Below are 14,948 nucleotides of genomic sequence, written 5' to 3'. Positions count from 1 at the left end.
ATTAATCAAAATAAGACAGACATGCAGGCGGAGCAACGACTTCCTTTCAAATCCGATAAATCCAAGGAGGAATGTATGAGTGCCAAAAAAATTCTAATGCTCGTGGGCGATTTTGTGGAAGATTACGAGGCCATGGTGCCTTATCAGGCACTGCTGATGACGGGCCACCATGTGGACGCGGTCTGTCCCGGCAAAAAATCCGGGGATTCGGTTCGCACCGCCATCCATGACTTTGAAGGCGACCAGACCTACAGCGAAAAGCCCGGGCACAACTTTGCCGTTACAGCGGATTTCGACAGCATCCGGCCCGGAGACTACGATGCGCTGGTCATACCCGGAGGCCGCGCGCCCGAATACATCCGGCTAAACAAAACCGTATTGGAAATGGTCCGTCATTTTGACCAGGCCGGCAAGCCCATTGCCGCCATCTGCCACGGAGCCCAGGTGCTGGCCGCCGCCGGCGCCCTTAAAGGAAGAACCTGCTCGGCCTACCCGGCCGTGGGTCCGGACGTCACCCTTTCCGGCGGGACATATGCGGATATCCCTGTGGATCAGGCCCATGTGGACGGCAACCTGGTCACTGCCCCGGCCTGGCCGGCCCACCCCCAATGGCTGGCAAAATTTCTCGAAGTACTGGGCACAAAAATCCAGACCTGATGCATCAGCCAACAAGAAAAAGGAGCAATAACCCATGGAGCAATTTTCAATAAACGGCCTGGAGCAGTTGATTGCCCGGTTAATGGACCTTGGGGTGGTTTTTGGCATGAAGGTGCTGGCCGCCCTTGCGGTTTTTGTGCTCGGCCGGTGGGTCGCCATTTTTTTGCGCAATTTCCTGGAAAAATCCATGCGGCGCACCAAAGTGGATGAAACCCTGATTACGTTTACCACCAACCTGACCTATATTGCCCTGTTTGCCTTTGTGGTCATCGCCGCCCTGGCCCAGCTGGGCATCCAGACCACCTCGTTTATTGCTCTTCTGGGTGCCGCAGGCCTGGCTATTGGTCTTGCCCTTCAGGGCTCGCTTGCCAATTTTGCCGCAGGCGTTCTCATGATTCTATTCCGGCCGTTTAAGGTGGATGATTACATCGAAGGCGGGGGTACGGCCGGAACCGTCAGGGAGATCCAGATTTTCAACACCATTTTGCTCACCCCGGACAACAAGACGGTGATCGTTCCCAACGCCACCATGACCGGCGATAAAATCGTCAATTATGCCACCCAGGGCACCCGGCGGGTGGACATGGTGTTCGGCATTGCCTATGATTCCGACATTGACAAGGCAAAAGGCATTCTGTGGGATCTGCTGAAAAATGACAGCCGTATTCTGCCGGCGCCCGAACCCGTAATCGCAGTTCTTGAACTGGCCGACAGCAGTGTCAACATCGCCTGCCGGCCGTGGGTGAATGCCGGGGACTACTGGACATTTTATTTTGACATGACAGAAAGCGTCAAAAAACAGTTTGACGCAAACGGCATTTCCATTCCGTTTCCCCAGCGCGACGTACATATGTACCAGCAAAAGGTCGCATAATCCCGGCGGCCGGCAGCAGGGCAAAATTGTATGACAACGCAGCTATTCCCTGCTGCCGGCAGCCAGGTCTTCAAACTCCCGGTCAAATTCACCAATCCGCTGCTCCCAGCTGTATCGCCCCATGTGTGCAGTCAGGGCCCGGCGACAATCATTGTAGGCCCGGGGGCGGCAAAGCATGTCCCCGAGCTTTTTCACAAGGGTGTCAAAGCTGTCATACAAACAAACCGGATGCAGATCTGCTGGTATGATTTCCGGGTAAACCAGCCGGTTTGGCAACAGGGGCAGGCACCCGAAGCGTGCGGCTTCCACCACGGAAATGCCGAAATTTTCCTGGATGGCTGTGCTGACCACCACAGTACCCCGTGCCAGCCATTGCAGATATTGACCCTTGTCATCCACATGCCCGAACTGCCGGATTTTGCCGCCCAGACGGCTGCGCGCAGCACCAAACACCCGGGGAGTCTTATCATATGCTCGGCCGAGCACAGCCACCTCAAAATCCACGCCAGCCCGGGCCACCTGTTCCAGGGCGGCAAAAAACATCTCCGGCTGCTTGTCAAATTCCCAACGGTGGTTCCAGATCACCAGGGGTGGGTCCTGACCCGACGACTGGAAGGCGTGGCTGTCCGGGCAATCTGCCGGAAACCGGCAGCCGGGATAACAAACACCGGATTTGGCCCGGATCTGATCAACCACCCAGGAAGGCCGAAAATCCGGCATCCTGCGCAGCAATTCAGGCACATGATGGAAAAAATCCGTCAAATGCGTCCGGGAGTTAAACAGAACCCGATCCGCAGCCAGGGCAGTGGTGATGTCCGTGAATGCAAAATGCAGGTCCCGGGTTTCGCCCGGGGCCACCGGGTAGGTGAGCTGATTTTCATGGAAATAGACAATGGCCGGGGGGCATCTGCCCCGGCACAGCATGCGGAAGTCGGCCAGGCTCATCAGCGGCGGACAGATCATGGCGTCATAAGCCCCGGGATCAATGATCCGGCGGATAAAATGCAGGGCCGCCCCCCGCATCCGCCATTTCCAGAATCGCTCCGGCATGGTGTGCAGATCAATCCCATGGCGGGAATGCCGGCACAGGCCGTCGGCAAAATCCCGGTGAGAGCCGCCGTAAAAAGGTTCCAGGAAAAGCAGCTTCATGAGGCCCGGGAAAAATCCGGGGGGGAGCTGCTGGCAAAAATCATCTGCCCCTCGTCCACATCCAGATCCCTGGCAATGACACTGCACTTGGCCTTGAGCAGGAAAAATACCGGATAAGGACCCGCGGAAAGGGCCTCATAATTGCCCTGCCCTTTGCTGATTTTCAGCCAGGGCTGCTTCAGCAAGTCCAGAAAATCCGAAGTGCACGTGGACAACACGGTCCCCGGGGCATCGGTGCCGGAGGAAACAATATCGGCCACACGGTCAATGCCTGCGGCAAGCGCATCCTCCATTGTGGCGTCATTGATGATGGGCGCCTGGCGCACCACGTATGTCACCGGCCTGGGCAACTGCTCGATAAGCACCCGGTCAAAAACGCATTCGCCGGCATTGTCCCCGATATACAAAATTCGCTCGGTTTTTTCCAGTTGGGCCAGAAACGCGTCCATGTCAAAGACGGCAAACTCGTTTTCCAGCATCTGATCCACTTCCTTTTCAATGGCATAGGAAGCATTGACCCCGCAGTCAATCACGTTGCCGGCTGCGGCAATCCGGACAGCGGCAGCCAGCGGGTTGGCCGCGGCCGCGGCCATCTGTTTCATAACCGGGTACAGGGCCAGGGCATTGGCCGTGTTTTCCGCCTTGACCTGCTGGTATGGGTCGGCATTGCCCGAAATCTCCCGGATGATTTGGTAAACCGCCCTGCCGGTTTCCGGCGGAGAGCTCTCCATAGGGATTTGCGGGATCAGTTTCGCCACCGCATTGATCACCTGACGCGTTTTCTGGTCATCCAGACCCATAAACCGGCAGGCCCGCAGGGCTTGGTTCAGAAAGCAGGGCATGCATGCAAAATAGGTTTTCATTATATGTGGTCCTTGTTGGGTTGCAAAAAACGACCGGATTTCAAAACCCAATATCAGATTCCGGTTGCGTGCAAGTCTTGTTCTGAAATAACAGAAAGCCGCACCGGGCAAAATCGTTTTTTTTTTGCCAACACCACCCGGCCCGGCGACTTATTGCTTGACCCGCCCCTGGATCTTTTTTAGAAACCCCGGTAGGCATTGCAACGCCTGTCTGTTTTTTCCAGGAGATCCGGATTTGGACCCAAACGCTTCACGAGCACAAAAAAAAGCCCCCAACAGGCCGCTGTGGAACCTGCGCACCAAGGTAATGATTATCTTTCTGGTGCTGGCCCTGGTTCCGCTGATGGTTATCGGCTGGTTTTCCCTGCAGATTACCGAAAAGCTCATTGTAAGCATGGTCATGCGGCAGCTGGAAAACGCGGCAACAGACAAGACGGCTATTCTCGAGCGCTGGCTTGATGAGCGCAAGGCCGACATGGAGGTCATGGCCGGCACCTCCCTGGTGCAATCCATGGATGCAGAACACATCCAGCCCTATCTGGATCTGATCCGCAAAAAATACGGGGTATATAAAAACCTCACCGTGGTGGCCGCAGACGGCCGAATGATTTGCAACAGCGGGACCCGCCCGGTGCAGCCCCCGCCTGAACCGGCGGCTGCGGATACAAGCCTTCGCATATCAAAGATCACATACGCCCCCCGCCAGCATGAATCCTCATTTTATGTGTCCGCCCCGATCTTTTCACCAAACAGTGAAAAAAGGGCCGGCACCATCTACGGACAGGTGGGCACCAAAAAGATTATTTTCTTTATTCTCAACATTTTTCTGGGAGAAACCGGGGAATGCTACCTGGTCAATGAAGACGGGCAGTTTCTGGCCCACAAGGAACCCCGCCGGATTCTATCGGAAAACATTTCCCAGTCAGAGAGTTTCAAAAACATCTTTGAAAAAAGGGACAGGGAAAAAGCCTACCTGGACTACCGGGGCATTGAGGTGCTGGGCACTTCCATGAACGTTTCGGGCACAGACTGGTATATTGTGGTGGAACAGGACAGAAAGGAAGCCTTTGAAAGCGCCAGCACCCTGAAATCCATCATCTATCTGACGGTCTTTTTATGCATCGGCTCGGCCCTGGCCCTCACCTGGATGATCTCCTTTCACATCGTGGGACCGATCCGGCGCCTGAGCCGGTATGCTGATATGATCGCCGATTCCAAAACCGACCAGCCCATTGTGAAAACCGCCCGCAAGGACGAAATCGGGATGCTCTACCGGGCCTTTGAACACATGTATGCCAAGGTTCAGCAGCGGCAGCATCATCTCCGGGAAAAAGTGGGTTTAAAAGATGCCCAGCTCAGGGAAACCGATATCATGCTGGAAAAAACCCGGCAAATGGCAGAACGCTCGGAAAAATTTGCCGCCATGGGGCGCATGGGCGCGGCTGTTGCCCATGAGATCCGCACCCCCCTGACATCGCTGAAGCTGTATCTGGAATCCGCCCAGGAGCAGATCGCCAACAGCGCGGAAGACCAGGAGGATTTCCGGATCGCAATGAAACAGGTCAACAGGATTGAATCTTCTGTCAACCGGTTCCTCGATTTTGTCAAGCCCGAGGAACTGGTCTTTTCCGTAATTGATGTCTCCGTGCTCATCGAAGATGTGCTATACATGATCCGCCCCCTGGCCAACCGCCAGGAATGCAGCCTTAAAACCAGCATACAGGATCATCTTCCCGCGGTTTTCGGGGACAGAAAACTGCTGGCCGAGGCCCTGGTCAACCTCATGGTCAATTGCCTGGAGGCCATGGAAAACCACGGCACCCTGAGCGTATCAGCGCAAAGCGACCGGTTTGCGCAAAACCATCAGACCGTGGCCTGTGTGCGCATCGACGTCCGGGATACCGGCTGCGGCATTTCCGAAGAACAAATGGAAAACCTGTTTGAACCCTTTTACACCACCAAGGCCGCAGGCACGGGACTGGGTCTGCCCCTGGTGTTAAACACCATCGAAAGCCACGGCGGCACCATCGGGGTGCAGAGCACGCCCGGAACAGGCACCGTATTTCGCCTCTATATTCCCATTGAATCCAGCCATCCGGCGGACAAGGACCATGGACAAGATACTGCTCATTGATGACGACGAAGGTTTGATCCATTTTCTGAGCCGTTTTTTCCAGAGAAAAGGATATGGGGTCACTGCATGCGCCAGCGGGCGGCAGGCCATTGAAACCATCGGGCAGCAGGACTTTGACCTGATACTGCTCGATTACAAGATGCCGGATTTCAACGGGCTTGACACCCTTTCAGAAATCCGCGCAATCGAGGTCAAAACCCCGGTGATCCTCATGACCGCCTATGGCACCACCAACCTGGCCATCGAGGCCATGAAGCGCGGGGCCTATGATTACCTGGTCAAGCCTTTTGAGAAAAAAGACCTGACCCGCATCGTGTCCGAGGCCCTGCAGGTCAGCCGGCAGATGAAACAGATTGTCCTGTTTCCCGCCCCGTCTGCAGACCAGCAGCAGCCTGCAGACAACCGCGACAGCCTGCAGATGATCGGGTCCAGCCGTCAAATGCAGGAAATCTACAAGCTCATCGGCCAGGTGGCGGAAAAGGACGTGCCTGTATTGATTACCGGGGAAAGCGGCACGGGAAAGGAACTGGCCGCCCGGGCCATTTATCATCACAGCCGGCGGCGTGAAAAACCCTTTATTGCTGTCAACTGCGCGGCCATCCCCGAATCCCTGTTTGAAAGTGAACTCTTCGGCCATGAGCGCGGCGCCTTCACCGGTGCGGAGCGGACCCATATCGGCAAATTTGAACGATGCCACAAAGGCACCCTGTTTCTGGACGAAATCGGCGAAATGTCACCCCCCCTGCAGGCCAAGCTGCTGCGGGCCCTGCAGACAGGAGAAATCGAAAGGCTTGGCAGCGGCCAGCCCATCACAGTGGATGTGCGCATCATTGCGGCCACCAACAAGGACCTGGAGGCCGAAGTCCGGGCCGGGCGGTTCAGGGAAGACCTGTACTGGCGGCTGAAGGTCATTTCCCTGGAACTGCCCGCCCTGCGGCACCGCAAGCAGGACATCTCCGAACTGGTAAAATATTTTCTGGCCCGGTTTGCCGAGGAATACGACCGGCCTGGATGCTATGTATCTGAATCGGCCCTGCGCAAACTCAACGACTATTTCTGGCCCGGAAATGTCCGGGAACTGGAAAACTGCGTGCGCCGGGCAGTGCTGCTGTGCACCGGCGGGGTGATTTCCGAAGGCAGTCTTTTGATTCCCAATGCTGAGGCTGATGCCGCACTCCAAAACATGAATCGAGAACAGCTCATTGAGCGGCTCAAGGAAAAACTCGAAGAAATACTGCCCGATATTTTCCGGATTTCCGAGCAGGACATTCACGCCAATATCATCGAAATCGTGGAAGAAACCCTGATCCGAAAAGCCCTGGAAGAATGCGGCAACAACCAGGTCAAGGCGGCCGAAATGCTGGGCATCAGCAGAAACACCCTCCGGCACCGGATCAAAAAACAAACTCAAAAGGAAAACCAGGAACCCAAAGCTGAGTGAAACCGCTCCCGCAGATTTGTGCAAAAGCTGCCCCGGGGTGTTCAAAATTTATACAAATCCGGAAAAGACCCGCAGAGACCGAATCACCCGCCTGCCGCAACCCAAATCCGCCTGCATCGCCAGGGCCTGATGCCTTTATTCAACCACATAAAAATTCTTTTCATTCCAAACTGAAAACCGTTTCATAATTATTTTATTTAATTCCAATATTTTATCATAGATCATTTTAAACTCCGCATTGTGGCATGCTCCCTGCAGTCTCCTTTGGACAAAAACGGATCACCTGACAAGAATGATGATGGACTCGTAAAAGTCGATTTTCAGATGGTTCGCATGCAAACAAGGAGGGCTCCCATGTATACCCAGCACACATCCGGCCGGAAGACCGGGTCCAAAGATGGTTTCCAAAACACCGCTGTATCCGCAAACCTGGAAAAAATCCGGCGCCAGGGTTTGCAAATCCGGGAACGTATTGATGAAATCCTGATGATGTGTGATCGGGACAACCCCGTGTATGAGCAGATCAGCAGCTTCGGCATCTGCCTCTACATCCTGGGATATTTTGACTGCCCGGATCTGATGGGAGTTGATGACATTGACGCCGGTCAAGCCGGCAGAATCCTGCAAAATGATTTCATCCCGGTGCGGGCCGCTGACATCGCCCCAGACTACAATATCCTGGAATGTCCGGAAAAATACCTCCTGGTGGTAGGCGACCCCCTTTTTCCGGTGCACTTTGCCGTGCCCGTTGATTTTCAGCGCCTGAGACCGTTTTTTTCCAAGCTGACCTTTTTCGGCAGCGGGTTTGACCGTCTTTCCGAACTCATGGCGGAGTTTATAGGCATAGACGGCATCGGGGAAAATGATTTCCAGTATTTTCAAAAAAAGCCCGACAGCGCCATCGCCTCTGCGTCCATGGGCAAAATCTATATTGTCAAATAACCCAAAATCTTATCCGGAACCATTTTTTTATTTTCAAGGAGGCCAGTGAATGTCGATAATCCAAAGCGTTATTGAAAAAGTCAAACACACAGACCCCGGCCAGAAGGAGTTTCACCAGGCCGTCACCGAGGTGCTTGAAACACTTGAGCCCACGGCTGAAAAGCACCCGGAATTTGTAAAGGCCGGGATTTATGAGCGGATCGTGGAGCCTGAAAGGGCAATTTTGTTCCGTGTTCCCTGGGTGGATGACAGGGGAGAGGTTCATGTCAACCGCGGCTTCCGGGTTCAGTTCAACAATGCCATCGGCCCGTTTAAAGGCGGCATCCGGTTTCATCCCTCGGTCAATTTAAGCATCATCAAATTTCTGGGCTTTGAACAGGTTTTTAAAAATTCACTCACCACCCTTCCCATGGGCGGCGGCAAGGGCGGCTCCGACTTTGACCCCAAGGGCAAGACCGACAATGAAATCATGCGGTTCTGCCAGGCCTTCATGCGGGAATTATCCCGGCACATCGGCCCGGAAACCGATGTCCCGGCCGGTGACATCGGTGTGGGGGCAAGGGAGATCGGCTTTTTGTACGGATATTACAAAAAGCTTCGAAACGAGCATACCGGCGTGCTTACCGGAAAGGCCCTGGAATACGGGGGCAGCCTGATCCGGCCCGAGGCCACCGGCTACGGCACCGTCTATTTTGCCGCTGAAATGCTGGCCACCCGGGGCCTGGATTTCAAGGACAAAACAGTGGCCGTCAGCGGATCGGGCAATGTGGCCCAGTTTGCCATTGAAAAGGTCAACGAAATGGGCGGCCGGATTGTTTCGGTTTCGGATTCAGCCGGCACGGTCATTGATGAAAAGGGTATTGACAACGACAAGACCTGCTATCTCATGGAGCTTAAAAACGTGCACCGCGGGCGGGTCTCGGAATACGCAGACAAATACAAAACCGTCTGCTTTGAAGGAAAAAGCGTCTGGGATGTGATCCGTGAGCAGGACATCAAGGTCGACATTGCCCTGCCGTGCGCCACCCAGAATGAAATCGAGGCCCAAAACGCCCAGGCCCTGATCAAAAACGGGTGCATGTGCGTGGCCGAAGGCGCCAATATGCCCTCCACCCCGGAAGCCGTAAAAGTCTACCAGGACAACGGCATCCTTTATGGTCCGGGAAAAGCGGCCAATGCCGGCGGCGTGGCCACCTCGGGCCTGGAAATGAGCCAAAACAGCCTCAAGCTCTCCTGGAGCCGGGAGGAAGTTGACCGCAGGCTGCAGACGATCATGAAAGACATCCACCAGTCCTGCCTGGATGCGGCAGAGGCCTACGGGAAAAAAGGCAATTACGTCATGGGCGCCAATATTGCCGGTTTTGTCAAAGTGGCCAGGGCCATGCTCGCCTACGGCGTGGTGTAATCCCAACTCCCGCAAAAACCAGACAAAGGGTGATCTGCCGGGGCTTTATTCCCGGTAGCAGATCACCCTTTGTCCGGCCACATCAGACTGCAGCTTTAATCCCAAACCGGCTGTGTCCACCACCCGGACAACGTGAGAAAGCCGGGTGTCTTCTTCGGCGGTTTCTTCCAGTGCGTTTGGCAGGGACCGGATCCAGCGGGCATTAAATTCCACGCCCGGAGATTCGGGATAAATGGCCAGGTAAAAAATTCCGGTTTCAATCAAATCATGGAAAAAATGGGTCCCAAAGGACAGATCCGGGATCAGGCTGCCGTCCTGGTAGCTGATTTCAGCAATGGCGGCAATGTGGTTGATTTCCGAGAAGTGAACAGCAACGCCCATCTCCGGCGTATGGGTTCCCCAGCGCCCCGGGCCCATCAGCAGGGTGGGCATTTTCTCCCGATCGGGGATCTGCCGGTTTAACCGGCCCACCAAGCGGGCCACGCTGTATTTCTCCGAACGGGAAAGCCCGGCATAGGCCTGGCAATCCACGAAGATAATCCGGGATATGGGCTGGCTGATATTGCCGCCCATGAAATTGCCTTCCATGCGGACCAGGATCCGGTCCGGCGGCACGCTGCTGGGCAGAAACACCCGGCTTCTGTCACCAATGGTCTGCAGCGGCCGGCACTGGAGCAGGTTGATCTGGAGCTGATCGGACTGATTGAAGTTAACGGTAAATTCCACATCCACCGGGTATTCATAGGCCTTTTCCAGCCGGCTCAGCATACGCTTCATCCAGTCAATAAACGACGTGCGGGTCAAAAACAAATCAAAGGTCAGAATCCAGATATCTTTTTGCGGCCGCCCCATGCGGCGCATTTCCCGATCGGCTTCTTCATCCCGGGTGGCCAATAAATCAAATTTTTCCGGCCGCTGCTTTTCCAGCAGTTCCTGGACAGACAGGCTCTGGATATCGTTTTGCTCCAGGTTGAGCAGGTCAATGTAATGCTGGGAAAATTTCCGGATATCATGCATGCCCGCAAGCGGGCGCACCAGGGGATCGTCTGTGGCCACGATTCTGGGATAATCATTTTCCACCCGGTTGACCGCCCGGGTGCCCAGGCCGAATACCAGCCGGATCATACCGGCATGCGGGTCCATGCCCTTTTTCCACACAAAGGGATTGTAGGAAAGCCCGACGCCGGCCAGTTCGGGATAGAAAAAACGCTGATGATAGGCGCCTGAAACCCTTTGCACCAGAAGCGCCATCTGTTCATCCATCTGGTCCAGGCCCCGCTGCAGCCTGTAGGCCAGGGCGTCTTCACTCATGGTGCTGGCAAAGATCCGCCTGACCGCTTCTTCGAACTTTTCGTACCGTTTTTCCGGAGAACCCTGGTTGACGCAGAAAAAACTCTCGTACTTGCCGGCAAAGGCGCTTCCGAAAGCATCTTCGAGCAGGCTGCTGGAACGCACGATAATGGGCGACTGACCGAAATACTCGAGCATCAGCTGGAACTGCTCGGTGATCTCTTCGGGAAATACCCCGTTTAACATTTTCTCCCGAAGTTCCGCAGCCCGGCTGAAATATCCCGTGCGGGTCTTGTGGGCCATAAACAGCTTCCACCAGCCGTTTTGAACAATATAGGAATAAAAAACGTCCGAACCGATATAAAAAGAATCATGGGGCTCTATCACCTGTGACCAGTCAAAGGCCCTGTCCTGTGTCAAGATTTTGCGGGCCATGAGCATGCCCAAAGATTTGCCGCCGATAAAGCCGGTACCGATGAGTCTTTCTTTGATCATCAGCAGATCCTCCAGGCCCAGATGCCTGCGGATCATGGATAAAAGCCGCTTGTTGCGCGTCAGCAGCAGTCGGCTCAACTGCTCGACCATATCTTTTTTTTCCGCGCCCCCGGCCCCGGATTCCAGGAGGCTGCGGGCCTGCATGAAAAGGCGGTCCCAATAATCCAGTCGCCGCTGGGCGCTGACCGCCTGGTGATCGGCCAGATAGGAAAACAGCCTGGTGGCCTCCACGCTGTTGATGACCGGCATGAGCTCGTCTTTTTTCTTGATGTGGGGGAAAAACATGGTGGGCGAATAACGGTGCTGCACCTTGATGGGATGAACACACACCTGGCCCTGGTAGTTGTAGACATCAATGAGCACCTGGGTGGTCTCCCGGATCCGGGCGATGGCCTTGAAAGAATGCCGGTTTCTCAAAATTCCGAAATAGGCGGTGGTATTGAGTTCAAACAAATACGGGCAGGTGATGAAAAAAAAATCCCCGATCATCAGGTCCGTGGCCCAGACATGCTGCAAATCCGACAATGAATCAAAAACATAGCAGACATCCCGCCCCTGGCGGGTGATAATGCTATGGACCTCGGCGGAGAAAGATTCAAACCCGTTTTCGGTTCTTAAATGATAGACCACAATGTTATCGCGGGGCTCCACCAGCGGAATATGCCGGGCAAAACGCATGTAGACCACCCGCTCATTTCTTGCCAGTGCGCTATTGACAAAGGGCGTTACAAGACGCTGGTAATCATCGATGCTGTCGACCTGCCAGACCACGTTATCGCCCCGGCGCAGGTGATCAATGATTGTATCCAGGCTTGGCCAGCCTGTGCTGACATGGGAGTAATAGGCCATTGTTGAAATCTTCACGCTTTATCAAAAGGATTCAGACAGCATTGACCGGGCGGCGGTTTCAAAAACCACTCTTGATGGTTTCGTAAAAAGCAAGTTTTCAGATGGCGCCGTAAAAGTTCAAGATCCAGGCTTGCGCGATTGCCGAAGAATGCAGCGTACTTAGCCGTACGTGAAATTCTGAGAAATCGCGCGTAACGCAGATATTGGACTTTTACGGTGCCATCACACTTTGTTCCTTATTCTTTGATTATCACAGTTTGTACGATATTGAAAACAGGGTTTCAACAACACAGCAAACCCGAATTTGATTTTATCCAATACCGCTACCTAACGTTATATACCGTTTTGCGCCACGGCAGCAAAAAACAGCCGCATGACTGAATCCTCATTTAAACAAAGAATAACTTTTTGAAATAAAGGTAAATTACCTCCATTCCACCCCATATTGGGCATACTGGCATCAATTTTGTATATTTTATTAACAAAAAGAAAAAAAAGCGTTTGAATGACATCCAAACCCAAACCTTGAAAAGGATAAAGGCTTTGATCATGAATTTTGAAAACATCGCCATTGTATCTTGCGGCACACTGAGCCCGGAACTCAATTACCTGCGCCAGGAAGGATTCTTAAACCCGGCGCATTTGTACTTCACCACACCCGGACTTCATGAAGACCCCCGGGAACTGGAAAAACAGCTCACTGATAAGATCCGAAAAGCACAGGAAAAAACCGAAAAAATCCTTGTTGTCTACGGCGGGAAGTTCTGCTATGTCAATACCGGTGACGTTACCCGAACCATTGACACGATTATCCATGAACAGGGCGGCCATATTGCCCGGATTAACGCCACCCATTGCATGGACATGCTCGCGGGCAAAGAACAGCGACAGGAGCTGGCAAACGGGGAAAAGGTGTTGTGGCTCACCCCTGGATGGATCAAATTCCGCCATCAGGTATACAAGGGATGGGACAAGGGGCTGGCCAATGAAAATTTTCCCAAACATACCGGCGGCGCCATGGTACTCGACGCCATCGGTTTTATGGACCAGTACATGGCGGAAAAGCCCGAGGAACTGCTGGAATATTCGGACTGGATGGGCATTCCCATCCAGCCCTGCCCCATTACCCTCGAGCGATTCAAATCCCTTCTTGAGGAGCAGGCCATTGCCCTGGCAGGCTGAAATAAAGGCAGAAAATTAACCCATGGTTTGGATTGTTCTGATTCTTGCCGGCTTATTTGAAACCGGCTGGGCCATTGGATTGAAATACACCCAGGGGTTTACCCGGCTGTGGCCAAGCGTGTGGACCCTTTTGGCAATGCTTGCCAGCGTGTGGCTGCTGGGGCTGGCCATGAAAAGTCTGCCCGTTGGAACCGCATATGCAGTATGGGTGGGCATTGGCGCGGTGGGCACCGTGATTCTGGGCATTGCACTATTTGATGAGCCGGCCGGCGCCGGCCGGCTCATCAGCATTGGCTTGATCGTTGCCGGAATCATCGGGCTCAAGCTGGCAACGCCGTCCTGATCATACACAGGTGTTACGGGTTACAAAAAAAGCCAGAAACAAACCCGCCGGCCTCTGCCGGAAGTATCTGTTCCTGGCTTTTTATCCTGATTTAAAAAATTACCGCTGCAGGTTTTCAATCACTGTGGCAACGCCCAGTCCCCCGCCGCAGCAGGAGCTGAAAAATCCATACCGGCCGCCGTTGCGAATCAGGGTGCGCATGGCAAACATGCCCACCCGGGCACCGGATGCACCGTTGGGATGGCCAAAGGCAATGGCCCCGCCCAGGGGATTCCACTTTTCCATGTCCACCTTCTCACCGGTCTGGTTTTCTATTTCCTTGATCACCGCCAGGTTCTGGACCGCAAAAGCCTCATTGCATTCCATGTGATCCATCTGGGAAAGCTTCAGCCCGGCCCGGGAAAGCGCCCTGGGCACGGCGTGAGCCGGGGCGATGCCCATGATCCTGGGATCGCAGCCGTAATCCGCACCTGCAAGCCATTTGGCCATGGGCTCATAGCCCAGCTCTTGGGCCTTCTGCCGGGTCATCATCAGCACGAATGCCGCACCGTCGTTTCTGCCCGAGGCGTTTCCGGCCGTCACGGTCCCCTCTTTGCTAAAGGCGGGCGGCAGCTTGGCAAGGGCTTCCAGTGTGGTCTCAAACCGGGGATGCTCGTCTGTGTCAAAAACCACTTCCGGGGTTTTTCGGGTCGCCGGGAAGGTCACCGGCACAATCTCGTCTTTGAAATAACCGGCCTCCATGGCGGCCCTGGCCCGCATCTGGCTGTTATAGGCAAACTCATCAGAAGCCTGCCTTGAAATATGATACATTTGCTGCAGGTTTTCCGCGGTCAAACCCATGCCAATGCATTCTTCCGGTACAGGAGAAAGCTGCTGCTGAATCGGCATTGGCGGAATCAGCTTGTAGGGCGGGGTGGACATGGAAAACTTTGCCGCCACCTGGCTGTAGGATTCCATGCCGCCGGCAATCACGATATCGGCCTGGCCGGCGAGCATCTTCCAGGCGGCATGATTGATGGAATCAATGGCAGAACCGCACTGCATCTCCACGTAAGAGGCCGAAGTTTCATATGGAAGGCCCGAATACAAGGCGGCCCAGCGGGCCGGGTTCAGCGCATGGGAGCAATGGGCGGCTGAACCGGCCATCACAGTATCCACATGCGCTTTTTCGGCAATCCCGGTTTTGTCCAGCAGTCCTTTCAGGGCAATGCCGCCGAGCTTGGAGCAGAAAACATCCCGGAGGGTGCCCCCCATGCGCCCGAATGCCGTGCGCACGGCATCAACAAAAACAATTTCTCTTTCAGGCATACTGACTCCTTTATTG

The 14,948-nt window shown here is 54.4% G+C and carries 12 protein-coding genes; 8 read left to right on the top strand and 4 right to left on the bottom strand.

Going from position 1 to position 14,948, the window contains the following annotated elements:
• Positions 1 to 75 precede the first annotated feature (75 nt).
• Complete coding sequence (locus HNR65_RS10060) at positions 76 to 657, top strand: DJ-1/PfpI family protein (protein ID WP_181551379.1); 582 nt, start codon at positions 76 to 78, stop codon at positions 655 to 657.
• A gap of 34 nt (positions 658 to 691) precedes the next feature.
• The gene (locus tag HNR65_RS10055; protein ID WP_181551378.1) at positions 692 to 1,531 is read left to right on the top strand and encodes a mechanosensitive ion channel family protein; all 840 of its coding nucleotides are present in this window, start codon (positions 692 to 694) and stop codon (positions 1,529 to 1,531) included.
• Between the two features lie 42 nt (positions 1,532 to 1,573).
• Here the strand turns inward: HNR65_RS10055 and HNR65_RS10050 are convergent, their stop codons facing one another.
• Together HNR65_RS10050 and HNR65_RS10045 are read right to left on the bottom strand one after the other, a co-directional pair.
• A complete protein-coding gene (locus HNR65_RS10050) occupies positions 1,574 to 2,680 on the bottom strand; it encodes a tRNA-queuosine alpha-mannosyltransferase domain-containing protein (protein ID WP_181551377.1) in 1,107 nt (368 codons plus the stop codon).
• Positions 2,677 to 3,543, bottom strand: coding sequence for a damage-control phosphatase ARMT1 family protein (locus HNR65_RS10045; RefSeq protein ID WP_181551376.1), 867 nt, complete (start codon positions 3,541 to 3,543; stop codon positions 2,677 to 2,679). The genes HNR65_RS10050 and HNR65_RS10045 overlap by 4 nt, the downstream gene beginning before the upstream one ends.
• 235 nt (positions 3,544 to 3,778) lie before the next feature.
• Here HNR65_RS10045 and HNR65_RS10040 point away from each other — a divergent pair, with 235 nt between their 5' ends.
• The 4 genes from HNR65_RS10040 (at position 3,779) to gdhA (ending at position 9,465) form a co-directional block, all read left to right on the top strand.
• Complete coding sequence (locus HNR65_RS10040) at positions 3,779 to 5,677, top strand: ATP-binding protein (protein ID WP_181551375.1); 1,899 nt, start codon at positions 3,779 to 3,781, stop codon at positions 5,675 to 5,677.
• Complete coding sequence (locus tag HNR65_RS10035) at positions 5,655 to 7,118, top strand: sigma-54-dependent transcriptional regulator (protein ID WP_181551374.1); 1,464 nt, start codon at positions 5,655 to 5,657, stop codon at positions 7,116 to 7,118. The genes HNR65_RS10040 and HNR65_RS10035 overlap by 23 nt, the downstream gene beginning before the upstream one ends.
• Positions 7,119 to 7,472: 354 nt before the next feature.
• Positions 7,473 to 8,060, top strand: coding sequence for a hypothetical protein (locus HNR65_RS10030; RefSeq protein ID WP_181551373.1), 588 nt, complete (start codon positions 7,473 to 7,475; stop codon positions 8,058 to 8,060).
• A 58-nt stretch (positions 8,061 to 8,118) separates the two neighbouring features.
• Positions 8,119 to 9,465, top strand: a complete 1,347-nt coding sequence (gene gdhA / locus HNR65_RS10025) for an NADP-specific glutamate dehydrogenase (RefSeq protein WP_435051289.1) — start codon at positions 8,119 to 8,121, stop codon at positions 9,463 to 9,465.
• Positions 9,466 to 9,510: 45 nt separating this feature from the next.
• Here gdhA and HNR65_RS10020 read toward each other — a convergent pair whose 3' ends face one another.
• On the bottom strand, positions 9,511 to 12,114 hold the full coding sequence (locus HNR65_RS10020; protein WP_332309024.1) for a PEP/pyruvate-binding domain-containing protein: 2,604 nt from the start codon (positions 12,112 to 12,114) through the stop codon (positions 9,511 to 9,513).
• Positions 12,115 to 12,648: 534 nt separating this feature from the next.
• Here HNR65_RS10020 and HNR65_RS10015 point away from each other — a divergent pair.
• Positions 12,649 to 13,281 (top strand): DUF1638 domain-containing protein, encoded by a 633-nt coding sequence (locus tag HNR65_RS10015; RefSeq protein ID WP_181551371.1) that lies wholly within the window; start codon positions 12,649 to 12,651, stop codon positions 13,279 to 13,281.
• Between the two features lie 22 nt (positions 13,282 to 13,303).
• Positions 13,304 to 13,624: a quaternary ammonium compound efflux SMR transporter SugE gene (gene sugE, locus HNR65_RS10010; protein WP_181551370.1), complete on the top strand. Its 321-nt coding sequence runs from the start codon at positions 13,304 to 13,306 to the stop codon at positions 13,622 to 13,624.
• A gap of 99 nt (positions 13,625 to 13,723) precedes the next feature.
• On the opposite strand, the gene HNR65_RS10005 is transcribed toward sugE, so the two are convergent.
• A complete protein-coding gene (locus HNR65_RS10005) occupies positions 13,724 to 14,932 on the bottom strand; it encodes a thiolase family protein (protein ID WP_181551369.1) in 1,209 nt (402 codons plus the stop codon).
• Positions 14,933 to 14,948: the final 16 nt, after the last annotated feature.

Source organism: Desulfosalsimonas propionicica, assembly GCF_013761005.1.
In the GTDB taxonomy this organism is placed as follows: Bacteria; Desulfobacterota; Desulfobacteria; order Desulfobacterales; family Desulfosalsimonadaceae; genus Desulfosalsimonas; species Desulfosalsimonas propionicica.
The sequence above is the reverse complement of the archived record's forward strand: the minus strand, read 5'-3'. Positions and strand labels throughout refer to the sequence as shown.

Excerpts from the sequence above, each read along its gene's own strand:
- HNR65_RS10060 (WP_181551379.1), top strand. The coding sequence starts at position 76 with ATGAGTGCCAAAAAAATTCTAATGCTCGTGGGCGATTTTGTGGAAGAT.
- HNR65_RS10055 (WP_181551378.1), top strand. The coding sequence starts at position 692 with ATGGAGCAATTTTCAATAAACGGCCTGGAGCAGTTGATTGCCCGGTTA.
- HNR65_RS10050 (WP_181551377.1), bottom strand. The coding sequence starts at position 2,680 with ATGAAGCTGCTTTTCCTGGAACCTTTTTACGGCGGCTCTCACCGGGAT.
- HNR65_RS10045 (WP_181551376.1), bottom strand. The coding sequence starts at position 3,543 with ATGAAAACCTATTTTGCATGCATGCCCTGCTTTCTGAACCAAGCCCTG.
- HNR65_RS10035 (WP_181551374.1), top strand. The coding sequence starts at position 5,655 with ATGGACAAGATACTGCTCATTGATGACGACGAAGGTTTGATCCATTTT.
- HNR65_RS10030 (WP_181551373.1), top strand. The coding sequence starts at position 7,473 with ATGTATACCCAGCACACATCCGGCCGGAAGACCGGGTCCAAAGATGGT.
- HNR65_RS10015 (WP_181551371.1), top strand. The coding sequence starts at position 12,649 with ATGAATTTTGAAAACATCGCCATTGTATCTTGCGGCACACTGAGCCCG.
- sugE (WP_181551370.1), top strand. The coding sequence starts at position 13,304 with ATGGTTTGGATTGTTCTGATTCTTGCCGGCTTATTTGAAACCGGCTGG.
- HNR65_RS10005 (WP_181551369.1), bottom strand. The coding sequence starts at position 14,932 with ATGCCTGAAAGAGAAATTGTTTTTGTTGATGCCGTGCGCACGGCATTC.